This window comes from Botrimarina sp. (assembly GCF_040219535.1).
Lineage (GTDB): Bacteria > Planctomycetota > Planctomycetia > Pirellulales > Lacipirellulaceae > Botrimarina.
In genome coordinates, this window is the sequence record NZ_JAVJSH010000016.1 from 279,615 (window position 1) to 301,697 (window position 22,083).

The window sequence follows — 22,083 nt, forward strand, 5'->3', positions numbered from 1 at the left end:
CCGCCCGCCATGCTCCGCCCGTTGATCGCCGCCGTGCTGCTTACCTCGTGGGCGTCGGCCCAGTCGGGCGCCGGCCTCGACGCCCCCTGGCGCCAGCTCTTCAACGGCAAGGACCTCAGCGGCTGGACCGAGGTCGGCGCCGAGCGGTGGGTCGTCGAGGACGGGGCCATCTACGGGGAAGGCGTCACCGACGAGTACGGCTATCTGGCGACCGAGGAAGAATACAGCGACTTCCACCTGTCGCTGCGGTTCAAGTGCGAGGCGTCCGGCAACAGCGGCGTGTACTTCCACACCGCGTTCGCACCCGGCACGGCGACGGTTACCGCGGGCCGCCAAGTCGAGATCGACCGCCGGATCGGCGGCCACACCGGCGGCGTGTACGGCGACGGCCGCGGCTGGCTCGCTTGGCCCGCGCCAGAGCTGGAGACCGTCATCCGTCCCGACGGCTGGAACGACCTGCTGATCAAGGTCGAGGGCCGCCGTTACGTGACCTACCTGAACGGCGTGAAGATGCTCGACTACACGAACCCTTCACAGGAGGCGACCTCCGGGGTCATCGCGCTGCAACTCCATTCCGGCGGCGAAGGCCGGATGCGGTTCCGCGATCTATGGGTTCGAGACTTGCAGCCCCGATAGCGGACGCCCGCTCGTCGGAGCGGTTCGTGACAACGAGGTCGCCGCTTGGCGCAGGAGGGTTCATGGACGACATCACCGATCACTCGATCGACGCCGAGCGGCCCTACCTGTTGCTCATCTTGGCGACAACCGGGTTCTTGGGCTGCCTATCGCTCGTTCTCGGCACGCTCATCGCCCCGTTGTTCGTGAGCGACTACGACCGGGTTGCCGACACCATCAGCGACCTGGCCGCCGGCGAGATGGAAATCCTGATGGACATCGCGCTGTACGGCTTCGCCGCCGGCCTGTTCGCGGTCGCGCTGGCGTCGGCCCACGCCCACCTGGGCGGGGTCGGGTGGTCGATCGGCGTGCTGTCACTCGCCGTGCTCGGCGCGCTCGTCGTGGTGGTCGGCGCGCGGAACGAATACGGCGATGGCGACAGCGACGGCGTCGTTATCCACATCTATCTTGTGTACGGCTTGGGAGTCTTCTTCTTGCTGGCGCCGTTGTGCATGGCCAGCGGCTTCGGACGCAGCCACGCGTGGGCCAAGTGGACGCTCCTCGCGCTCGCCGGCGTGTGGGCGGTCGCCACCCCGGCTTTCTTCATGCTGCCGACCGGCATCGACGGGGCGTTCGAGCGGTTTCTGGGGCTCGTCGCGTGCTCGTTGGTGTGCACGATGAGCTGGGTCTTTTTCAAACGCGGCCTCGACGCGGCCAAACACTAGTGCGCCCCCCCGTCGCTTCGGATCCGAGTGAGCGCGCGCCGAGACGGCGACGAACCGCCGTGCTGCGTGCGCCCGCCCAACCCGCAGCCGTTGTCGCTGGGCGACAACGGCTGTCGGCGGGCGGGGTCTCGCACGCGGCTATCGCACGGTTTCTTCGTACCGATGGTTGTACGCGTGGCGGATATACGGCCGGTCTTGCTCGTAGTCGCCCTCGTATTCGTCTCGGAGCCGGGCGTCGAGCTTGTCGTCCCACTCGCTGTGCTGACTGCCGTAGTGGTGCTTGGCCGCGTGACCGAATCGGAAGGCCTGCTCGCGGTTCTCGAACGCGTCGTCCAAGCCCATCGCTTGCTTGATGGTGTCGTCAACGTCCTGGTTCATGTCGCGGGCGCTGTCCGAACCGAAGTCGGCTTTGGTTTGTTCCCAGTCGTTGGCGAACGCGGCTTTCACGCGATCCCAAGTGGAGTCGGTCTCTTTGGTTTGCCATTCGGGTCGTTTGCCCATTGCTTTCTCCGTAGGTCCGAAAAAGAGAGGAGCTCCGCCGGGCGATCCGGCGGGATTCCGAAGCGGGTCTTCTGTCGGGAGCAAAGCAATAAGCGTGCCCGAGTCGGAGCTAACCCGGTCAGGCAGGGCGGGACGCGCGGACCAACTCGGGCGGGCTGCTACGAGTTGCTGAACCGCCAGACGCGGTTCTCGACCTCGCTCGCTTCCAGGTGGTCGATCAAGTCACGGTCGTCGTCGAAAGAAAGCCGGGTGGCCTGGCGGACCTCGACAGCCACGTCGAATTGCTGGTTCGCGAAAGGCCAGGGTTCGACCGCTAGCGCGTCGTCGTCGCGCCGCCACATCAGATAGCGCTCGCCGCGGAGGCCGTGCGTGACCTCGATCTGCCGGCCCATCGCGGGAACGTCGCCGCGGGTGAGGATCAGGCTGCAACGGTCGCACCAGCGGAGCAGCTGGTACGCGTGCTCGAGGTCCGCCTTCTTGAGGCCCATCTTCCGCAGCACGCGCCGCCGGCGGTCTCGCTCGTCGTCGAGCAGAGAGCGCATGCCGTGGGATACGTCGTCGTTGTCGCCGTACAGGTGCTCTTGGTGACGCGAGATCAGCAGCCCGACCCAGCGGTGCTTGCGGTAGCTCTCGCGGAGCCGCCGCTGGGCCTCGGCCAAGCGGTCTCGCGCACCCATCGAGACGAGCGTAAAGTCCTTCGGCGCGCCCAGCTCGGTGACGTAATGCTTGCCGTCGAAGTCTTCCTTGTAGTCGTCGTGCGAGAGGATGGCTTCGAGCGTCTCGACCCACAGCAAAGGGCGGAACTCATCGCGGAACTCGGCCGCGATCCGCCCGGCCAACAAGCCGTGCGACTTCTGGAAGACGACCTCCCAACCTTGCTCGACGCTGGTGACGATCATCTGGTTGGCTCGAGGGTTTGGCGAAGGGAGCCCAGGCATTCTAGCCGGTCCCCCGCGTTGGCCACCCGTGGCGATCGGGTCCTTCGCAGGCGACGCCTGCCCCCCGTGTCAGCTCCGGTCCGGCGGCGCCGAGTCCTCTGTTCGGAGTTGACGGCGATAGGGCGCGTCGGGAGGTCGGGGACCCGCTGCCGGGACGGCCGTTTAGACCCGCCAGAAGGGAAATGCTCGACCGCGTGTCGGGTTGGTCACCGCCACGTTGATTCCCGAGTGCCGGCGGCCGCGAACGGCTGCTGGGCTTCGGACCCGTAACGACCAATAGGCGCCTAATGAAGACCAACTCTGCCGCCCCAAACGCCCCCACCGTAGGAGCCACGCTGATCGCGCTAGCGGTGTTTGCCGCTTGCCCATGTAGCCAAGCCGCTCCTCTGAACGCCGGAGGGCTCAACTTCTTGAGCGGCGCCACCCTGGCCGCCAACCCTCAGTTTGCGCAACTCAACGTGGACGACTCGGTCCGTCCCTTTGAGATACTCGGGAACTTCGGCGAGGTGCTGCTTTCTGGAAATCTTCAAGACCGGGTAGGGCGATCGAACGACACGGGCACGCTGATCTTCGGCCCAAGGTTGAAGGACCTTCAGGGGGCGCCGTTTGCGCCCGACGTCGAAATCCGGGCGCTGTTCCTCTCCGGATACGGCGACACGTTTACGGACGTCGAGTACCGCACGGATGGTCTCGGCGACGCGGGCCCTGTCGCGGCGCTGCGGAGCTTCGACGCCGACAGCCTGCAGTTCGCCTACAGTTCGGGCAGCTTGTCGCCGCCCGACGAGAGCTACTTCATGTCGGTCTTTACCGACGCCACGGAGTTCGCACCGGTCGGGACGGCAAGGATCGTGGTGCAGAACACGGTCAGCGGCGAGTTCTTTGAAACGACGCTGACGGGCATCAACGTTCCCGTCCCCGAGCCGGCCGCCGCCACCCTGCTCGCGGTGATCGGCGTTGTCGCCGGGCTACGGTCGAGCCGAAGTTAGGGGTCGCGCCCTTGCCGAATCTCGGCGGCTGGCCGCCACCCTCGCGAGGCCGGCCCATCGCGGAGCTCCAATCGCGACCGCAGCTAACGCCAAACCGCACTGGCGCATGGGCGGCGGCTCGGATTTCTGGCTCTGAAGGGGGCGAGTCAAACGCCCCCTCAATACCGCCCGCTGAAAGACGCCGCCGGGCGCGACGCCGTGTTGACGCGGCCCGGCTCGGTCGCGGCGGGGCCGGCGGTGGGGGTGCGGGCGTCTTGCACCTGGACGAACAGCAGCGCGTCGGCCCGCGGCGGGGCCTTCATCGCCTCCGGGAGCATGCTGTTGAGCGTGCCCGAGTCGTCCGGGCCCGGCGTGGCGACCATGCCCATCGACAGCAGCAGCACCTGGTCGGCTGGCCAGCGGAACCGCTCGTGGAGGTTCGCCATCGTGAGCTGCGGCACCTCGATCTGCATCCGCTGCTGGCCCGTCGAGCCAGCAATCTGCGGCGAGGGCAGGTCGAGCGACACCCGCCGCATCCGCTCCACCTGGTTCATGCGGAGCTTGATGAGGGCCTCCGCCCGGTCGAGCCCCATCGACAACAGGGGGACGAACTCCAGCGAAGCCCCCTCCTCGAGTTGGCCCGGCTCGGGCTGGTAACCGGGCCAGGCGTTCTGCGTCGGGAGGACCCCTTTGATATACCCTCGGGGGCGCATGGTGCTGAACACGCTGGCTTGGCCGTTGGGGACGAGCTGGCCGGTAGCGGTGTAGTCGCGCACGTCGCCGCGGCGGGCGAGCTCGGACATCAGCAACGCGTAGTTCTCTTTGGCCAGCGTCCAGCCTTGCAAGCCCGGCGACTGGACCTCGATCGGCGACATCAGCCCCAACGCCCTCACACGCCAGTCGGGGTTGCGAACCGTCATGATCCGCATGCTGAACGCGTGGGCAGCCGCCCGGTGATTGACGAAGCGATCGACGATGTCCGTCACGATCGCCTGCATAGCCGGCGTGTGGTACACGGTCAGCGTGTCGGGCGAGGCGTTCAGGATGCCGAAGGTGTCGGAGTGCCAAGCCTCGTAACCGGTCTCGCGGAGCACCCAGTCGACGATCCGCTGTTGCGGCTTCTGGTCGGCGCCGGCCACGCGCTGGGTGTAGGGGCGGATGTCGTACTCGCGCCATACCTGGCCCGCGTCGTTCGGCAAGCGGCCCGCGCCCTTACTAACGCGAGCGCGTTCGACTTTCGGCGGGGCGACCGGCGAGAGCCCGGGCTGGCCGCCGGCGCGGCGGGGCTCGGCCCGAGGCCTCGGGGCGGGACTCTCGCTGTAGCTGCGGCTCAAAGGAGCCGGGCTGGTCGGCGCCGGCTGCGAAGCGCCGCGCGCCAGTTCCTGGCCGGCGGACTCGTAGCGGCTCGACCGGTCGCCGCCGGGCGTGGGCGCCGGCTGGCGCGGTGTGGCGAGGTCGGCGGGCAGCTCGAGATCGCTGGGCAACGCGGCCGGCTCACCGTAGCGGGCCGGCACGACCTGGCCGGCCGGCGGCTCGACCCACCCATCGCCGGGAGGTTGCTGGGCCGCGACGCGCCCGCCGACAGCCAAGCAGCCGGCCGAAGCGGCCAAAATGACACAGCAGCGTAGTGTGCGGGAGCGGGGCACCGGGGAGCCTCCAGCGGGGCGGCGGGCTTGCGAGAGGGGGCGGATCGTAGGCGCCGGGCCGTGGAGGGGGCAATAGGAGCAAGGTGGCAGGCGACGGGAATGCCGCGTCCCGGACCGCCGCGCCGGCCCCCTGTCGCCGGCCTCCTCTGCCGCTTGATTGGCCGATTGGCCACGTTATACTTCGAGGTCTGGTGGGTTGCGGGCCGATAAAAGGGTTCCGCCCCCCGGGGAATTCTGCTTGGCGATAGTTTCCGCTGGGCAGGAAGTTCCGCTAGGCGGAACGATGCGGCTGTAGCTCAGTTGGTAGAGCATCACGTTGCCAACGTGATTGTCGTCGGTTCGAGTCCGATCAGCCGCTCTGGTTTCCGGGCGTGAAAACGCCTTTGAGGCTTCTCCACGCCTCGCCGGTGTCGCGGCTTTGCCGCTGCCGGCTTCCGAAGCGGCGGCTTCGCCTTTGCTTCGGAGGGTCGCGGGTTCGCGGCGCTTCACTGGTTGGTGGGTCTTTCGCGGCCCCCTCTCGGCTCCCGCCGGTCGCTTTGCCAAGCGGACTGGCCGGCGCAGGGTTTGCTGCCTAGGAACCAGGGCGGTCGCGTTTTCTCCATCGCTCCGGCCTGCGGCGGACGCTCGCCCGGCGCCTTGCAAGTTGCGGGTAACTGCGACACGTTGCTATCGGGCCTGCCGATTGGCGATGCGTCGCTTGGCTGGGTATCAGAACGCCTAAACCTCAACAAGGAAACTACTTATGGCCTACGAACTGCCTGATCTCCCCTACGCGTTCGACGCGCTCGAGCCGCACATCGACGCCAAGACGATGGAGATCCACCACGACAAGCACCACGCCACGTACGTGTCGAAGCTCAACGGGGCGTTGGAGGGTTCCGGTGTCTCGGAACAGTCGGTTGAGGACCTCTGCCGCAACCTGTCGAGCGTGCCAGAGAACATCCGCACCGCGGTTCGCAACAACGGCGGCGGCCACGCGAACCATTCGTTGTTTTGGGTCACGCTAAGTGGCTCTGGTGGCGGCAAGCCGTCGGGCGACGTCGGCTCGGCCATCGACTCGGAGCTGGGCGGCTTCGACAAGTTCAAGGAAGACTTCTCCAACGCGGCCGCGACGCGCTTCGGCAGCGGCTGGGCGTGGCTCAGCGTCGGGGCAGATGGCAAACTGCAGGTCGAGAGCACACCGAACCAAGACAACCCCTACATGGAAGGCCGCACACCAATCCTCGGCGTGGACGTGTGGGAGCACGCTTACTACCTGAAGTACCAGAACCGGCGGCCGGACTACGTAGCCGCGTTTTTCAACGTGATCGACTGGTCGAAGGTGGATGAGCTGTACAAGGCGGCCAAAGGCTGAGGCCCCGGCGCGGGCCTTGGGAGCCTCGCGACAAGAGCGTCAGACCAGAGCGATCGACCCGAGCGGACGCCGGCATTGCTGGCGTCCGCTTTTTGTTGGCGGGGCCTCCTCGGCGGCCACTGCGAAAGCTGGCGTTGACGCGGCTTGGCAGCGGCTTCTACGGTCCGCCGCGCTACGGCTCTGGTCTGAGGAAACGCTCAACCGGCAACCGTTGCGCGACCGAACCAAACCGAAGACCCGCAATCCGCGTCGCCACTCCGCCCACCGGCGAGCGACGCCGAAACCGAGCCCGCCCGTCACAATGAACCAGACAGCCGCCGCTCGCCGACTCGCCGCCAGCGCGCTCGCCTTCGCGATTTGTGTCTCCCTGCCGGGGTGCCGATCGGCGAGCACTTCGCGTTGGGCGTGGAACCCGTTCTCGCGGGGTGGCGCCGACGCGGAGGCCCTGGCCGCTTCGGAGGCGCCGAAGCTACCGAGCGACGGCCAGACCCCGCTCATTGAGGGGCTCGAGCCGGAAGCCGCTCCGTCCGATGCGGTGGCCAAAGCGACCAGCGAGGCGAGCAAGACAGCTTCCGAGGCCGTGGCCGCAGTCACGCCGCAGATCGACGCCGCCGCGCCCAAGTGGACGGCCTATCCGGCTACCGACGCGGTCGCCGCGACGCCGGCGCCGACCCCCCCGCCCGCCGCGGCGGCGCCCTCGACCACCCGGCCGGCTGCGCCGGCCGCTTCGAGCCTAGCGGCGACCGGCGCTTACGATCCGAACGGCTACCGCCCGCCGGTGACCGAGACGCTAGCCGCCACGCCGGATGGCTCCGGCGCGGCGGACCGGTACGCGTCGTCAACGCTGCCGGACGACTTCGGCGATTTGCCGCCGATCGGCGGCGTGCCCAGCACGTCGAGCCCCGGCGGCGCCAACCGCTACGCCGCAACCGCCAGCACGTCGCCGGCGGCCGGGCAGGCCACGAGCCCCTTCCCGTCGACGAGCCCCTTCCCGTCGACGGGTTCCTCGCCCGCGACGGGCGCCACGCCGCCGGCTTCGAACACCGCGTCTGCCAATCCTTCGACCACCTATCCGTCGACGGGCCTGCCCTCGACAGCCCTCCCCCCGACGGGCGGAGCAACACAGCCTGGCTCGACCGGTGTCGCCGCCGCGGGAGCGTCGCCGTACCCGTCGACCGCCGGCTCGAGCACGCTGGGGTCCTTGCCGCCGGGCGCCACCCCGTCGCGGGTCCAGCAGACCGCGTCGACGGAGTCGGGTTCGGTCGTACGGATCACCAGCCGGCCGGGCGAGTATCGCCCTGGCGGCACCGGCACCTATCAGCCCGGGGTGAGCGTCGCGACGCGTCCCGACGGCTCCAGCGGCTCGACCACCGCGCCTAGCGCCGCTTACCAACTGCGCTAAAACCGGCCGCCCGGCGCGAGAGGCCGGGCGCGGAGGTCGCGGAGAAGCGGCGTCAGCGTGCGGCAGGTCGGCAGGTCGGCAGCCGTGCGGCGCACCTCGTTGGGCGCCTCGCGCGGCGGCTACCAGCCCATCACCATGTTCGACTCGATCACTTTGCGCGACTGATCGAGGTCGCAGCCGGTTTCTTGCATGTACAACCGGATCGCGTGGACCTTGTCCCCCTCGGCGCGAGACAGGCAATCGCGCGCGGTGGTGCAGGGGTCCATTTCCGACGTGATCCCGAGCGCCGCTTTAGAGATGACCCAGCTGTCGCGGGGCCGCTTGATCAGGCGAAGGATCTCTTCGCTCGGGTAGCTCTGGCTGACGGTCTGTCGGGCAGAGTCCTGATCGTCGGCCCAGAGGATCATGATGTGGCCTGGCGTCTCGACCTCATAGAGCGGCATGCGATTCGGAGCTCCGTACGCGTGTCTCGGGGAGAGGAATAGCGGGCGCCGACGCCGCCCCGGCTTGCTGGCAGCATACACTCGCCAAGCCGATCCTAAGAAAGCGCACGAGCCGGCGTCAACGCGCCGGGGCGCGCTGGCCGGGGCAGGGCGTTGACACATCTGGTTGTAGGGCCGTACTTTATGGGGCTCGCGGCGGTCGACCCGCGGCGATCGGCGCCGCGGCGGAAGCAGCCGCAGCCGGTGTGTATCGTGTCTCCCCCGCCCGAAGCGGGGTCTCTCCCCGCCTACCAGGCAGACCCGCTCCCGCCCAGCGAGCGACGATCATGGCCGTACCCAAAAGAAAGCACTCAAACCACCGCAGCGGAAAACGCCGCGCGAACGACGGCCTCAAGGCGCCCGAGCTGCAGGCGTGCCCGCGTTGCGGCACGATGAAGCGGTCGCACGTGGTCTGCTCGACCTGCGGCCACTACATGGGACGCACGGTCGTCGAGACCGAGTGATGAGCCGTTCCGCCTTCCTGTTCCCGGGCCAGGGCGCGCAGAGCGTCGGGATGGCGGCCGAGACCGCCTCGGAGGTTCCCGCGGCGAAGGCCCTCTTCGACCGCGCGAGCGAGCAGCTCGGCTACGACTTGCTGCGCCTGTGTGTCGAAGGGCCGGACGACCAGCTCGACGCGACCGTCAACAGCCAGCCCGCCCTGTACGTGGCGAGCCTAGCCGCCCTCGAGCGCCTGAAACGCGACGACCCCAACGCGGTCGACTCGTGCGTGGCGACCGCCGGGCTGAGCCTGGGCGAGTACACCGCGCTGGCGTTCGCCGGCGCGTTGTCTTTCGAGGATGGCCTGCGGGTCGTCGCCGAGCGGGGAGCGGCCATGCAGCAGGCGGCCGAGGCGTCGCCCAGCGGCATGGTCAGCGTGCTCGGCCTGGAAGTCGCCCAAGTCGAAGCCCTTTGCGAGGAGTGCCGCGGCGACGACACCCTGCGAGTGGCCAACCTGCTCTGCCCGGGCAACACGGTGGTCTCCGGCTCGACGGCCGCGTGCGAGCGGATCGCCGAGCGGGCCGAAGCGGCCGGCGCGATTAAGGTGGTCCCCCTCGCGGTGGCCGGCGCGTTCCACACGCCGCTGATGCAAGAGGCGGTCGAGCGGCTCGCCGCGGTGCTCGGCCAGGTCGAGCTCCGCGAACCGAGAGTCCCCGTCGTGTCGAACGTCGACTCGGCCCCCCACACCGACCCCGGCGTGCTCCGCGAGCTACTCGTGAAACAGGTCGTCAGCCCGGTGCGGTGGGAGGACAGCGTCCGCCTGCTGATGCGCAAAGAAGCGGAGGGCGGCCTCGGCGTGGAGAAGTTCTACGAGATCGGCCCGGGGCGAGTGCTCCGCGGTTTGCTGAAGCGGATCGACCGAAAATCGCCGTGCGAAGGAGTCGAATAGGCGCTCGTTGCGAGGCGTTAGCCCTTGCTGGACGCCTGGCCCGTTCCGACTTTCTTCCACCAACCAAGCTCCCCAGGCAATCATGGCCGACGCGCGCATCTCCGCCGACCTCACCGATCAAGTCGCCATCGTGACCGGCGCCTCGCGGGGCATCGGCAAGGCGATCGCGTTGCGCCTCGCGGAGAGCGGCGCGAAGGTCGCTTGCGTTGCCCGCAGCGCCGACAAGCTGGCGGAGACCGTGTCCGAAGTTGAGTCGGCCGGCGGGGTTGCGGCCGCGTACCCCTGCGACGTGGCCGACACCGACGCGGCGACGAAGCTCGTCGAGCAAGTCGCCGAGGAGTGGGGCCGCGTCGACGTCATGGTCAACAACGCCGGCATCACCCGCGACACGCTACTGCCGCGGATGTCCGACGAAGACTGGGACACGGTGATCGCCACCAACCTGCGGAGCGTGTTCGCTTTCAGCCGCGCGGCGGCCGGCGTGATGATGCGGGCCAAACGAGGGCGGATCATCAACATCAGCAGCACCTCCGGTCTCCGGGGAAACGAGGCCCAAGCCAACTACTCGGCCTCGAAGGCAGGCGTCATCGGGTTCACCCGGACCGTCGCCCGCGAGCTTGCCAGCAAACGGCGCGCGATCACCGTCAACGCCATCTGCCCCGGCTTCATCGCGACCGACATGACCGACGCCCTGAAGAAGGCGGCCGGTGAGGAGGCGGTGACCGAGCGGATCAAGGCCGTCGTGCCGCTGCAACGAGAGGGGCAGCCCCAAGAAATCGCCGACGCGGTGGTGTTCCTCGCCAGCGACTCGGCCGCCTACATCACGGGCCAGGTCCTCACGATCGACGGGGGGATGACTTGTTGAGGCCTCCGGTCCCAAAAGCCGGGAACAGAGCCCCCGAGGCCTGAAGCCCGAAACGCCGAGCCAACCGCGAAGCGGCCCCAACCACCTTGACCCGGTTTGCGAAACCCTTCTATTTTGTGACGCTTCTCGCCGCCGGGCGATGGCGGCGCCGGCGCCGCCAGGAACCCGCGAGTCGCGTCCCGACGGCGGAAAGCACAGCATCAACGAACCATTCGTATAGCGGTACCAAGCGGCGGCGGTGTGCCGCCAACCCGCACCAAGCGAAAACAGGCGTCTATTAAGGAGTACGGCCGTGGCCAGCACGCTGGAACGCGTTACCGAGATCGTTTCCGAACAGCTCGGCGTCGAGAAGGAAAAGATCACCCCCGAAACCTCGTTCGTGACCGACCTGGGCGCGGATTCGCTCGACACGGTCGAGCTGGTGATGGAGCTCGAGGAAGAGTTCGACATCAACATCCCGGACGACGCCGCAGAGAAGATCCAAACGGTCGGCCAGGCGGTCGAATTCATCGAGAAAGAGCAGGCGGGAGAGTAGCCGCCCTAGCCGGCGCCGCCCTGGCGTGAGGCCCCTCTAAACGCTCCGCCCGGCGTCACGCCGGTCTCTGCGAGGGGGTCGCTTCACGGAGCCTGCCGGCGCGCCCCATCCGCGACGCGGGAGAGGAGTCGCCCGAAGATGAGCCGTCGAGTCGTAGTGACCGGACTGGGAGCCGTGACGTCGCTGTCCTGCGATGTCGAGGACCTTTGGAAGCGGGTGTTGGCCGGCGAGAGCGGCGTGCACCTGTTGCGGTCGATCGACACGAGCGACCAGAAGGTGCGGATCGGGGGCGACGTCTACGACTGGACGACCGACGGCTACCTGCCCAAGAAGGAAGCCAACCGGCTGGACCGCTACGCGCAGCTCGGCGTGGTCGCCGCTGTGAACGCGGTCCGCGACAGCGGCATCGAGTTCGAGAAGGAAGACCCCTTCGCATGCGGCGTGGTCATCGGGTCGGGCGTCGGCGGCCTGTCGGAGATGGAGGCCCAGGTCGAGCGGCTGCTGCACAAGGGCCCGGACAAGGTCTCGGCGTTCACGATCCCCAAGCTGATGCTCAACGCGGCCAGCGGCCACGTGTCGATCCTGTACCGCTTGAAGGGGCCGAACTACTCGATCGCAACCGCGTGCGCCAGCGCTAGCAACTCGATCGGCAGCGCGTTCAAGCTGATCCAGCGCGGCGCGGCGGACGTGGTGATCAGCGGCGGCTGCGAGGCCGCGTGCAGCCGGATGGGCCTGTCGGCCTTCGCCAACATGAGGGCCCTCTCGGAGCGGAACGACGACCCGCCCCGCGCCAGCCGCCCGTTCGACAAAGACCGCGACGGCTTCGTGCTCTCCGAAGGGGCGGGCATCGTCGTCCTGGAAGAGTACGAGCGCGCGAAGGCCCGCGGGGCGAAGATCTACGGCGAGATGCTCGGCTACGGCGCCTCGGGCGATGGCGGCCACATCACCCAGCCCGACCCGGCCGGCAGCGGCGCGGCCCGCGCCATGAGCGAGGCCCTCAAAGACGCCGGCGCCGCCCCCGAAGACGTCGATTACATCAACGCCCACGGCACCAGCACGCCGCTTGGCGACCGCGCCGAGACCGTGGCGATCAAGTCCGTGTTCGGCCCCCACGCGTACGACCTCTGTGTGTCGAGCACCAAGAGCCACCTGGGGCACCTGCTCGGAGCCAGCGGCGGCGTCGAGGCCGTTGTCACCCTGAAGGCCCTGGGCGAGGGCGTCTGCCCCCCCACGATCAACCTCGACACGCCCGACCCCGACTGCGACCTCAACTACGCGCCGAACGAGCCGCAAGAACGCCCCGTGCGGGTGGCCCTCAGCAACAGCTTCGGCTTCGGGGGCCACAACGCCTCGCTGCTGTTCGGCCGCGTCAAGTGACGCCCACCGAAGCCGCTCGCCGGCGCGTCTGCGCGTAGGCAATCCGTACCAGGCGACCCGGGAAATCCTTTGTAACCGCCCGAGCTGGGAGGCTAGAGTGCCGCGGTCGCGGCGCCTTCGTCCCCGGTATTTGGCAGGTTCCGATGCAATTCTCCCCCCGCGTTCGTGGCCTGTTAGCGTGGCTCGCCGTGGGCTATTTGGGCCTGCCGGCCTTGGCTCAAACCCGCTCGTGGGTCGCGTCGTCCGACGGCCAATGGGACGACCCATCGCGCTGGTCCGCGGCCGATCCCCCTGACACGCTCGCCGAGTCGGCTCGGTTCGACGTGTTTGGCGCCTACGGGGTGTATTTTCCACCCGGCGCCGAGCGGCAGATCGACGACCTGACCGTGGTCCGCGGCGATCCATCGTTCCGGGCGCTCAGCCCCGGCGAAGCAACCCTACGAGTCGCGGGCGACGCCGTCCTCGGCGTCGGGCAGGGAACACCCCAGGTGAGACTCGTGCGGACGCGGTTGGAGGTGGCCGGCGAGTTGTCGCTCGCGCCGGGCTCGCGCCTGGAGGTCGATCAGAGCGGATTGGCGGCCGGCGCCACGCGGGTCGGCGGCGGCGTGCTGGCCAGCTCCACGACGCTGCGGCTGCTGGCCGCGTCGGGGGTCGCGTTGGGCGACTTGACGATCGCCGAGTCGGGCAACAACGACCGCGCGGGCGTCGTGAACCTTGAGCTCGGCACGAGCGCCGAAGTCGCCGCCCTCCGCATCGCGAGCGATGCGCCCGAGGCCGTTGGCGAGTTGTCAATCGCGGGCTCGACGCTCCGGCAGCTTGATGGCGGCGTTGCCCACATCGGCCGCGAGGGCGGCCTCGGCGTGACCGGCAACGGGTCGGTCGCGGTTTTCTCCGGCGGCGAGCTCTCGCTGTACGACGCGACGGTCTCGGCGACCGGTTCCCTGGTGAACTCGGGCGGCTCGGTCGAGGTCCGCTATCGCTTGGCGATCGTCGGCGGGCGATACGCCGAGCCGACCGCCGCCACGCTCACGCTCGGGCCCAATGCGGAGCTGGCCATCGAGGCAGGCGGCGAAGCGTCATTCGCCCAAAGCGGTCTGACGATCTCAGACAGCAGGCTCCTCACCGTGAGCGACGCCCGGTTGGCCGTCAATGGCGGGCTGGTCGGGCTGGTGGTCTCCGGCGGGGCCGTGTCGATCGCCGGCGACTCCACTCTCTCTGGGCCGGTCCATGTCCGGGGCGGGGGGCTCACGATCGCGGAATCGTCTGTCGCGCGCTTTACTGGCGACTACTCGGGCAGGCCGGCCATGGGGCCGGGCCTCGCCTTATTCGAGGCAGGCCTGACTCCCGCCGGCGTCGGCTTTGCCTTCGGGGGCGACGTCGAGCTCGCCGACGCCGCGCGGCTGGCGGTTTCCCTCCACCCCGACGGGTGGACCAACACGCTCTTGGCCGACGGCACGGTGGCGCTCGGCGGCGCCTTGGCGATCGAGCCGCTCGGCGGCGAGCACACGCCGGCCGCCGGCGACGCCTTCGAGCTGGTCCGGGCGTCGAATATCAACGGCGCTTTCGCCAGTGTCGATGCGCCTGCGCTGGCCGACGGCTTGGAGTGGCGGATCGAGCAGCGGCCCGGCTCGCTGGTGTTGCGTGTGGCCGAGGACGGCCCGCCGGGCGACTTCAACGGCGACGGCCTCGTCGACGCGGCCGACTACACGGTGTGGCGCGACACGCTCGGCAGCTCGGGGCCGCTCACGGCGGCCGACGCCGACGACGATGCGTTTGTCGGCCCCGGCGACTATTCCGCGTGGGCGGCCGCCTACGGCCAATCGCCGGTCGCCGTGCCCGAGAGCGGCGCCGGCTCACTCGCGATCGCCGCGCTCGTGCTGGCGCCCCTGGCCCGCGGTTTGCCGTTATTTGTTGCCGGCTTCCCGCTCCGCTCTTAGGCTAGGTGGCATTGAACGGCCTGGTGAGGCGCCGCCGCCGGCGGGCCGCGTTCGATCGCAGGGACAGCGAAGAAGGCAAGCGATGAAGCGATTCTTGCTCCGGGCCGCCGCGCTCGCGGTGACGGCCTCGCCCGCGGCGGCGGTGAACGTCGTTATCGACTACACGTACGACACAGGCGGCTTTTTCAGCCCGCAGTCGGCCGACGGCGCCGCGGCCCGCTCGACCGTCGAGGCGGCCGCGTCGTTCTTCTCGGAGGTGCTCGAGGACAGCCTCTCGCCCATCGAGACGCCCCCGCCGTTCCAAAGCGCTATTTTCGACGGCCAGGCCGAGTGGCGGTGGTCGGCGAGCGTCAACCATCCCAGCACCGGCGCCCTGCTCGAGCTGCCGGACCTAACGATCGCGGCCGACGAGTTTCGCATCTTTGTGGGGGCTCGTGGCATCAGCGGTTCGACGATCGGCCTCGGAGGGCCCGGCGGGTTCGGCTGGAGCTTCACGCCCAGTGGCGGCTTCACCTCCGACGAGATCGCCCTGTTGAACGCGACGAACGACGCGTTCGGCGCCGCGGTCGAGCTCCGCGGCCAACCCGTGGGCGAGTTCGCCGCTTGGGGCGGAGCGCTCACGTTCGACAACAACCCGGGCACGCCCTGGCACTTCGACCACACGACCGACCCGGGCCCGGGCAAGAACGACTTGTTCTCGGTCGCCCTGCACGAGCTGGCTCACGCGCTGGGGATAGGGCTAACCACTCCGGCGGCGCTGGTCGGGACCGAGCCCCCGACCGTCTGGGAGACGCTCACCAGCGGCTCGGCCTTCATCGGCGCCAGCGCGATAGCCGCCAACGGCGGCACGCCGCCGATGCTCAACGCGGATCGCGACCACTGGGCAGCCGGGACCGTGAGCACGGTGTACGGCGGGTTCGCTTCGCAAGAAGCGGCGCTCGATCCCGACCTGCTGGAAGGAGGCCGCAAGTTCTTCACCACGCTCGACGCGGCCGCGCTGGCGGACCTGGGCTGGGAGGTCGCCGACGGCTCGCCGTTGCCGGGCGATTACAACCTCGACCAGGTCGTCGACGCGGCCGACTACACGGTCTGGCGCGACGCACTCGGCACGCCAGCTCCGATCGGCTCCTACAGCGGCTGGGCCGCCAACTACGGCGCCAGCCGGTCCCCCGCAGCGACCACGCCCGAACCGGGATCGATCGTGTTCGGCCTTCTGGCGGCCGTCCTGCTAGGCGTGTTCCGAGGCCGCCCTGGGGTATTTTGCTGAGCCGGTCACGAAATCAAGCGGAACGCCTGCCGAGGCGGAGCCTCCGGCTCACTTGCCGCAGTAGTCGATGATCCGCGCGATCTCGCTCTTGAGGTCGGCGCGGCGGACGATGCGGTCGATGTAGCCGTGCTCGAGCAAGAACTCGCTCGTCTGGAAGCCGTCGGGCAGCTCGGTGCGGAGGGTCGCTTTGATGGTGCGTGGGCCGGCGAAGCCGATCAGGGCCTTCGGCTCGGCCAGGATCAGGTCGCCCAGCGACGCGAAGCTCGCCGCCACGCCGCCCATCGTGGGGTTCGTGAGCACCGAGATGAACAGGCCGCCGGCGTCGTCGTAGCGGGCCAGCGCGGCCGAGACCTTCGCCATCTGCATCAGCGAGAGGATCCCCTCGTGCATCCGGGCGCCGCCGCCCGACCCGCTGATGATCACCAGCGGCAGCCCCTGCTCGGTCGCACGCTCGATCAGGCGCGTGAGCTTCTCGCCTACGACCGAGCCCATCGAGCCCATGATGAACGCGGAGTCCGTCACGCCGAACGCCACGCGGCGGCCGCGGATCATCCCCGCCCCGGTCAGCGCCGCGTCGCGCAGGCCGGTCCGCTTCTGCTCCGCGACGACACGCTCCGCGTAAGGCTTCTTGTCTGCAAACCCCAGCGGGTCCGCCGGCGAGAGGTCGGCGTCCCACTCGTCGAACGTGCCGTCGTCGAGAACGTAACGCACCCGGTCGCGGGCGCTGAGGTACATGTGCCGTCCGCAGACGTTGCACACGTTCATCAGCCGCTCGACTTCCTTGCGGAAGAGCGTCTCGCCGCAGTCGTCGCAGCGCAGCCACAGGCCGCTCGGCACGCCCCGCTTCAGCCGGGGGCGGCCGGTGGGCGCAGGCGGCTCGTCGGCCCGGTCGCCGTGCGGCGTGGGGCCTGGAGTTGTGGGGCCGGTGGCTGCGGAATATTCGCCGATCGACATGTCCGGGGACGTCGGGCGGTTGGGTTAGGAGAGGGGGGGCGCGGGAACGGGCGCGTCTTGCCGCTATGGTAGCAATCCGCCGGCGTGAGAGCCATGCCGGGGTTGAAGCGAAGGGACGAGCGGTGCGGAACAAGGGGACGAGCGATGGCGAACGCCCTAGGCGGCTCGGACGGCGCCCGCGGGGGCCGCGACACGGTCTTGAAAGTCGCCGTGCCGCGTGATTTCTGGTTCCCGCGGGTGGTCTGCTCGTACGGCTACTTCCTGCTGGCGCCGAACCGGTGGTCGCCGAGCGACCAGGCGCTTTTTCGGACGTTTGACGCGGCCGAATTCGGCTTCGCAAGCGAGCCGCTCGGCGCCGTCGTCGACCAGCCCGGCGGCCGTGGCGCCCCGCTACGGGTGCGCTGCGATCGGCCGCTGTCGGCCGACGCGAAGCGGGCCGTGCGCACCGGCGTGCGACGCATGCTGCGTGTCGACAAGGACCTCGCCTCGTGGCGGCGGGCCCACCCGGCCGCTTACCGTCGGGGCTTCGGCAGGCTGTTCCGCTCGCCGACGTTGCTGGAGGACATGGTCAAGACCATCACCAGCTGCAACGTCGGCTGGCCGAGCACCGTGCGGATGAACGAGCGGCTCGTGGCGCGCGTCGGCCGCGGCGCGTTCCCGACCCCCGGCCAACTCGCCCGCCAGACGCCCGCCCGGCTGAAGCGGGACTGCCGCGTGGGCTACCGCGCCGCGCGGATCATCAAGCTCGCGCGGCGGTTCGATTCGGGCGAGCTCGACCCGGCTTGGTTCGAGTCCCCCCAACGCGCCACCGAGGAGCTCCGTGAAGCGCTGCTTTCGATCGAGGGGTTCGGCCCCTACGCGACCGCCAACGTGCTGCAGTTGTTGGGGCACGACGACGAATTGCCGATCGACACCGAGACCTACCGGCTCTATTGCCACACGCACGGCGCCCAGCGGCCCGCCAACAGCAAGCAGCTCGACGCGGCGATCCACGAGCACTACGAGCCGTACCGGCCACACCGCTTCCTCGCCTACTGGCACGAGCTGTGGCGCGACTACGAACGCCGCCGGGGCAAGGCCTGGACCTGGAACCCAGAGCGGGTTGCGACCAGCTTCACCGCGGCCCGGCTCCGCTAGCATCGGCACGGACGCTCGTGCGGACGCCCGAGACCAGAGCGGGCTATGCTTAAGGCACACGCCCGGGCCCGCCGAACCGCTAGTGACGATTATGCCGATGACGCCTCCCGCCGTGGCCGCCTGCCGCCTGAGCAGCTTTAGCGACGACCTCGCGCTGGCGACCGGCGCGTTGCTTTCGGCCGTGTGGCCGCGGCCCGACCGCGGGCCGGTCGAGCGCGCCGAGCAGCTCAAGCGGCTGGGCCGCCAGTACGACGGCCCCGACTCCACGGCGCCAATCGCTTACGTCGTTCGGCAAGACGACCGGGTGGTCGCTCACGCGCTGACCTTCCTCCGGGAGATTGAGGCCGATGGCAGAACGTGGCCGGTGATGGCCCTCGCCATGGTGGCCTCCGACCCGGCGTGCCGCGGGCGGGGCTACGGGGCGGCGGTCGTCGAGGCGGCGCTCGGGCGGGTCGTCGCCGGCGCGTTCCCGGCCAGCCTCTTCCAGACGAGCTTCGCCGTCGAGCCGTTCTACGAGCGTCTCGGCGCGGTGCGGGCCGCGAACCGGATCATCAACTCCAAGAGCGAAGAACCCGACCGCTGCCCGTTCTGGGACGACGTCGTGCTCCGCTACCCGGCCGACGCCGACTGGCCCGAGGGCGTGATCGACTTGCGCGGGAAGGGGTACTGAGGAGGGGCGGGCTGTGAGGGACGGGGGCCTCGCGAAGCGGATGGGGTGTCGCTGCGTGATTCCTCTGGTGGACGCTGTCCGAACTAGGCCTGTTAGAGGGATTGGCTGGGCGCGCCCGACGCCGTCGGCGCGATCAGCCGGCCGTTTCGAACTCGAGCCGGAAGACCTCTTGCTCGGGGTCGATCAGTGAGCGGTCCTCGCGGACGGTCACCTGCGACTCGTCGGGCAGGCCGATGACCTCGGCGTCCTTCAGCACCGCGTCGCGCTCCAGCACGTAGTGGGCGATGTTGTAAGCGGCGGCGATCAGCTGCTGAGGGTCGCCGTGGTAGGCGGGCGCCTCGAGCTCGCGGCGGCCGAGCGCCTCCATGCCGGTGGTGAAGAAGCCGAAGCTCTGCTGGTCGTCGCGTTGGTACACGCGGAAATCGACCCACAGGTGCAGCGGCAGGTCCGACCTGCTCGAGCGGAGGGCGAGGTCGGCGAACGCGGCCGGTTCGTGCACGGCGCCGGAGGCGCCCCACACGACGCCCGCGGCGGGGCTCGCCGCGGCCGCGGCGATCGCCAGCTGTGTGAGACGGAAGCTCTTGTCGAGCGCGGGGCTGTGCTCGTCGATCAGCGTGAGGAACAGGTGGTCGGTGTGCGGCTTGAGCGCGTCGGCCGCCTCCGGCCAGTACCACGCCGTGGCGCAGGGGCCTTCGAGCCGCGACCACGGGATCGGTTTGTCGACCAGTGTGACGTTGGCTGTCGCCTCGTCCGGCCAAGCGATCGTGAACGCGTTCGCTGTGCGGCTCACCAGCCTCGGCGAGGGATCCCCGGGGGCGACACGCGCCAGCTCGGCCAGAACGCTCTCCGTATCGGGCAGCACACGATCCGTCAGGGCTACCAGGGCGATCGACGGACTAGAGGGCATACGCGGCGCTCGCTCGGCGAGGGGTGGCACAGCCGGCAGCGGAAGCCGGCGGGCCCGGCAGTATGGCCCCTGCCAGCGAGCGTTTAAACCACCGGCGGGCCCACGCAGCGTGGCCCAGAGCAACCGTCAGCCCCGGCGAACAACCCCGGTGGCGCCTACGCGGCCCGCGGCGCGCGCGGCGGCTTCTTGCCCTTGAGCTGGTACACGTAGGCGAGCACCTCGGCCACCGCGGCGTAGCTCTCCGACGGCACGGGGTGGTTGATGGCGACCTCTTTGTACAGCAGCCGCGCGAGCGGCTTCCGCTCGATGATCGGCACGTGGTTCTCCAACGCCAAGCGGCGGATCCGCTGCGCGAGCACGCCCGCCCCCTTCGCGACGACGACCGGTGCGGCCATCTTGTCGGCGTCGTAACGCAGCGCGACGGCCAGCTCCGTCGGGTTGGTGACCACCACGTCGGCCTTCGGCACGGCCTGGCTCACTCGGGCGGCGGCCATCTGCCGCTGCACCTGGCGCCGTCGCGCGGCGATCTCGGGGTCGCCCTGCAGGTTCTTCATTTCCTCCTTGACCTCTTGGGCGGTCATCTTGAGGTCTTGCTCGTGTTTCCAGCGTTGGAACGCCAGGTCCGCCAGCGCGAGCACCAGCAGCGCGAGGCCCACGAAGAACACCGTGGCGAAGACCGTGTCGGTCAGCAGCACGACGAACTGCGCGGTGTCGAGGCCCGCCGCCTCGAGGACCGCGGGCACGCGCGTGGAGAGCGCCGCGCAGCTGACCGCCGCCACGACCGCCACCTTGATAAGCCCGAACCCCAGCCGCGCGGCGCCCTGCGCCGAAAAGATCCGGCCGATCCCCTTGATCGGGTTGATCCGCGCCAGGTCGGGCTGCAAGCGGCTGGGGACGAACAAGAAGCCGACCTGGCCGACGCTGCTCAGCACCGCGGCCAGTGCGAGCAGCCCGAAGATCGGCGCGAAGGCGACGCCCACTTCCGCCGACAGGCCGAGCAGCGCCGCGGTCGCGGTCGACGAGTCGGCGACCGGCTCGATCGCCTCGCCGAGCAGCCGGCGAGTCACACGGATCATCGCCTCCGAAACCCGGGCACCAAACACCCACAACAGCCCCGCGCCCACCAGCAGCAGCACGGCCGAACCGAGGTCTTGGCTGTAGGGGGTCTGGCCCTTCTCACGCGCCTGTTGCCGGCGGTGGGGTGTCGGGTCGAACGATTTTTCGCCGGACGTTTCGGCCACGCCGCGCGGATTCGGTTAGGTGGGGCGCCCCGTAGGGCGCGAGGTCACGGGACCGGCGAAAGCGAGACAATCACCTCGTCGACCCAGCCCGCCAGCGGCGCCTGGAACGCCCAAGCGGCGGCGCCGATCGACGCGGTCATCACCGCCAGCGTGAGCATCGCGTTGAGGCCAAAGCCGACGACGATCGTGTTGATTTGCGGCAGCGTGCGGCTGACGAGGCCCAACACGATCGTGGCCAGCAACAACGCCAGCAGCAGCGGCGCCGACGCACGCACGCCGACCTCGAAGCCGACGCTAACCAGGCACGCGAACGACTCCATCAGCCCCGCGAGCGGCGCCCCGCCGCCGGGCGGGGCGACCACGAACGTGTCCATCAGGCCGCCCAACACGACCTGCATCCCCCCCGCTGCGAGGAACACCGCGCTGGCGACCAGGTAGTAGACCTCGCCGAAGATGCTGGCCGTGTCGCCGAACAGCGGGTTGGCGCCCTCGGTCAAAGCCATGCCGCTCATCTGGCCGACGATCTGCCCGGTCAGCTGCACGCCCGACAGGATGACCATCAGCCCCAGGCCCAGCGCCAAGCCGATCAGCAGTTCGCCCCCGCAGGCGACTCCCAGCTCCAGCAAGTTGTCGATGTAGCGGGGCTGCTCCGGCTCGCCGGCGATCACGGTCGGCGTGACAAGCGCGGCGAGCGTGACCGCGAACAACGCCCGCACACGCAGCGGCATCGCCGGGTCGCTGAGTATCGGCGCCGTGGTGACCGCCGCGCCGACCCGCGCGAACACCAGCGCGAACACCACGCCGAGTTCCGTCAATTCGGCTTCCAGTCCGTCGATCACGCGTCCCTCCCGGCCCTAGCACGGCGTCAGAGCGTCGCCGGGATGCCTGTCCACAGCGCCTGGCAGTAGTCGATGAGCTGCCCCAGGATCCAGGGGAGCGTGACCGCCAGCGCCAGCCCCGTTGCGAACAGCTTCGGCACAAACGCCACGGTCTGTTCTTGGATCTGAGTCAGCGCCTGCACGAGCCCGATCACGAGGCCAACCACCACCCCCGCGATCAGCACCGGCGCAGAGATGATCGACGTGATGAACAGGGCGTCGCGCGACACGTCGACCGCGGTTTCGGGGCTCATGGGGAGGGGTGAGGCTTGAGGGGTGAGGGGTGAGGAGTGAGGAGTG

At 69.4% G+C, this 22,083-nt stretch carries 23 protein-coding genes and 1 tRNA gene; 15 read left to right on the forward strand and 9 right to left on the reverse strand.

The genetic code is table 11. The features are described from left to right. The first annotated feature begins 9 nt into the window (after nucleotides 1–9). Nucleotides 10–636, forward strand: a complete 627-nt coding sequence (locus RIC11_RS09035; protein WP_350210461.1) for a 3-keto-disaccharide hydrolase — start codon at nucleotides 10–12, stop codon at nucleotides 634–636. Nucleotides 637–698: 62 nt separating this feature from the next. Then, a complete protein-coding gene (locus RIC11_RS09040) occupies nucleotides 699–1,340 on the forward strand; it encodes a DUF998 domain-containing protein (protein WP_350210463.1) in 642 nt (213 codons plus the stop codon). 138 nt (nucleotides 1,341–1,478) lie between these two features. Here the strand turns inward: RIC11_RS09040 and RIC11_RS09045 are convergent, their stop codons facing one another. Next, complete coding sequence (locus tag RIC11_RS09045) at nucleotides 1,479–1,841, reverse strand: hypothetical protein (protein WP_350210465.1); 363 nt, start codon at nucleotides 1,839–1,841, stop codon at nucleotides 1,479–1,481. Between the two features lie 158 nt (nucleotides 1,842–1,999). Beyond that, entirely contained in the window at nucleotides 2,000–2,740 is a 741-nt protein-coding gene (locus RIC11_RS09050; RefSeq protein ID WP_350210467.1) for a DUF3891 family protein, read from the reverse strand. Nucleotides 2,741–3,189: 449 nt separating this feature from the next. On the opposite strand from RIC11_RS09050, the gene RIC11_RS09055 reads away from it, so the two are divergent. Then, nucleotides 3,190–3,765, forward strand: coding sequence for a hypothetical protein (locus RIC11_RS09055; protein WP_350210469.1), 576 nt, complete (start codon nucleotides 3,190–3,192; stop codon nucleotides 3,763–3,765). A gap of 158 nt (nucleotides 3,766–3,923) precedes the next feature. On the opposite strand, the gene RIC11_RS09060 is transcribed toward RIC11_RS09055, so the two are convergent. Continuing rightward, nucleotides 3,924–5,390 (reverse strand): hypothetical protein, encoded by a 1,467-nt coding sequence (locus tag RIC11_RS09060; protein ID WP_350210471.1) that lies wholly within the window; start codon nucleotides 5,388–5,390, stop codon nucleotides 3,924–3,926. A gap of 285 nt (nucleotides 5,391–5,675) precedes the next feature. On the opposite strand from RIC11_RS09060, the gene RIC11_RS09065 reads away from it, so the two are divergent. The 3 genes from RIC11_RS09065 to RIC11_RS09075 all read left to right on the forward strand — a co-directional run bounded on the left by RIC11_RS09065 (nucleotide 5,676) and on the right by RIC11_RS09075 (nucleotide 8,146). Further along, a tRNA-Gly gene (locus RIC11_RS09065) sits at nucleotides 5,676–5,748 on the forward strand. A gap of 384 nt (nucleotides 5,749–6,132) precedes the next feature. Next, complete coding sequence (locus RIC11_RS09070; protein ID WP_350210473.1) at nucleotides 6,133–6,744, forward strand: superoxide dismutase; 612 nt, start codon at nucleotides 6,133–6,135, stop codon at nucleotides 6,742–6,744. A 301-nt stretch (nucleotides 6,745–7,045) separates the two neighbouring features. Then, complete coding sequence (locus tag RIC11_RS09075; RefSeq protein WP_350210475.1) at nucleotides 7,046–8,146, forward strand: hypothetical protein; 1,101 nt, start codon at nucleotides 7,046–7,048, stop codon at nucleotides 8,144–8,146. A 119-nt stretch (nucleotides 8,147–8,265) separates the two neighbouring features. On the opposite strand, the gene RIC11_RS09080 is transcribed toward RIC11_RS09075, so the two are convergent. Then, the gene (locus tag RIC11_RS09080) at nucleotides 8,266–8,589 is read right to left on the reverse strand and encodes a DUF6793 family protein (RefSeq protein ID WP_350210477.1); all 324 of its coding nucleotides are present in this window, start codon (nucleotides 8,587–8,589) and stop codon (nucleotides 8,266–8,268) included. 326 nt (nucleotides 8,590–8,915) lie between these two features. Between RIC11_RS09080 and rpmF the strand changes: the two genes are divergently transcribed. The 7 genes from rpmF (at nucleotide 8,916) to RIC11_RS09115 (ending at nucleotide 15,996) form a co-directional block, all read left to right on the forward strand. Beyond that, entirely contained in the window at nucleotides 8,916–9,092 is a 177-nt protein-coding gene (gene rpmF / locus RIC11_RS09085) for a 50S ribosomal protein L32 (RefSeq protein WP_350210479.1), read from the forward strand. Continuing rightward, entirely contained in the window at nucleotides 9,092–10,015 is a 924-nt protein-coding gene (fabD, locus tag RIC11_RS09090; RefSeq protein ID WP_350210481.1) for an ACP S-malonyltransferase, read from the forward strand. The genes rpmF and fabD overlap by 1 nt, the downstream gene beginning before the upstream one ends. Nucleotides 10,016–10,097: 82 nt before the next feature. Then, a complete protein-coding gene (gene fabG / locus RIC11_RS09095; protein WP_350210483.1) occupies nucleotides 10,098–10,880 on the forward strand; it encodes a 3-oxoacyl-[acyl-carrier-protein] reductase in 783 nt (260 codons plus the stop codon). A gap of 292 nt (nucleotides 10,881–11,172) precedes the next feature. Beyond that, the gene (locus RIC11_RS09100; protein ID WP_350210485.1) at nucleotides 11,173–11,415 is read left to right on the forward strand and encodes an acyl carrier protein; all 243 of its coding nucleotides are present in this window, start codon (nucleotides 11,173–11,175) and stop codon (nucleotides 11,413–11,415) included. Between the two features lie 138 nt (nucleotides 11,416–11,553). Beyond that, nucleotides 11,554–12,792 (forward strand): beta-ketoacyl-ACP synthase II, encoded by a 1,239-nt coding sequence (gene fabF, locus RIC11_RS09105; RefSeq protein ID WP_350210487.1) that lies wholly within the window; start codon nucleotides 11,554–11,556, stop codon nucleotides 12,790–12,792. 143 nt (nucleotides 12,793–12,935) lie between these two features. Continuing rightward, nucleotides 12,936–14,729 carry a hypothetical protein gene (locus RIC11_RS09110; RefSeq protein ID WP_350210489.1) on the forward strand — a complete coding sequence of 598 codons (1,794 nt, stop codon included), beginning with the start codon at nucleotides 12,936–12,938 and terminating at the stop codon, nucleotides 14,727–14,729. An 82-nt stretch (nucleotides 14,730–14,811) separates the two neighbouring features. Next, the gene (locus RIC11_RS09115; RefSeq protein ID WP_350210490.1) at nucleotides 14,812–15,996 is read left to right on the forward strand and encodes a hypothetical protein; all 1,185 of its coding nucleotides are present in this window, start codon (nucleotides 14,812–14,814) and stop codon (nucleotides 15,994–15,996) included. Between the two features lie 48 nt (nucleotides 15,997–16,044). Here RIC11_RS09115 and accD read toward each other — a convergent pair whose 3' ends face one another. Then, on the reverse strand, nucleotides 16,045–16,950 hold the full coding sequence (accD, locus tag RIC11_RS09120) for an acetyl-CoA carboxylase, carboxyltransferase subunit beta (RefSeq protein ID WP_350210492.1): 906 nt from the start codon (nucleotides 16,948–16,950) through the stop codon (nucleotides 16,045–16,047). A 144-nt stretch (nucleotides 16,951–17,094) separates the two neighbouring features. Here accD and RIC11_RS09125 point away from each other — a divergent pair, with 144 nt between their 5' ends. Next, nucleotides 17,095–18,087 carry a DNA-3-methyladenine glycosylase family protein gene (locus RIC11_RS09125; RefSeq protein WP_350210494.1) on the forward strand — a complete coding sequence of 331 codons (993 nt, stop codon included), beginning with the start codon at nucleotides 17,095–17,097 and terminating at the stop codon, nucleotides 18,085–18,087. Between the two features lie 97 nt (nucleotides 18,088–18,184). After that, the gene (locus RIC11_RS09130) at nucleotides 18,185–18,757 is read left to right on the forward strand and encodes a GNAT family N-acetyltransferase (protein ID WP_350210495.1); all 573 of its coding nucleotides are present in this window, start codon (nucleotides 18,185–18,187) and stop codon (nucleotides 18,755–18,757) included. A 133-nt stretch (nucleotides 18,758–18,890) separates the two neighbouring features. On the opposite strand, the gene RIC11_RS09135 is transcribed toward RIC11_RS09130, so the two are convergent. From RIC11_RS09135 to fliQ, 4 genes are all read right to left on the reverse strand, one after another. Beyond that, nucleotides 18,891–19,664: a DUF4261 domain-containing protein gene (locus RIC11_RS09135; RefSeq protein WP_350210497.1), complete on the reverse strand. Its 774-nt coding sequence runs from the start codon at nucleotides 19,662–19,664 to the stop codon at nucleotides 18,891–18,893. A 155-nt stretch (nucleotides 19,665–19,819) separates the two neighbouring features. Then, on the reverse strand, nucleotides 19,820–20,905 hold the full coding sequence (flhB, locus tag RIC11_RS09140) for a flagellar biosynthesis protein FlhB (RefSeq protein ID WP_350210499.1): 1,086 nt from the start codon (nucleotides 20,903–20,905) through the stop codon (nucleotides 19,820–19,822). A gap of 44 nt (nucleotides 20,906–20,949) precedes the next feature. After that, nucleotides 20,950–21,744: a flagellar biosynthetic protein FliR gene (locus tag RIC11_RS09145; protein WP_350210501.1), complete on the reverse strand. Its 795-nt coding sequence runs from the start codon at nucleotides 21,742–21,744 to the stop codon at nucleotides 20,950–20,952. Nucleotides 21,745–21,770: 26 nt separating this feature from the next. Further along, entirely contained in the window at nucleotides 21,771–22,037 is a 267-nt protein-coding gene (gene fliQ / locus RIC11_RS09150; protein WP_350210503.1) for a flagellar biosynthesis protein FliQ, read from the reverse strand. Nucleotides 22,038–22,083: the final 46 nt, after the last annotated feature.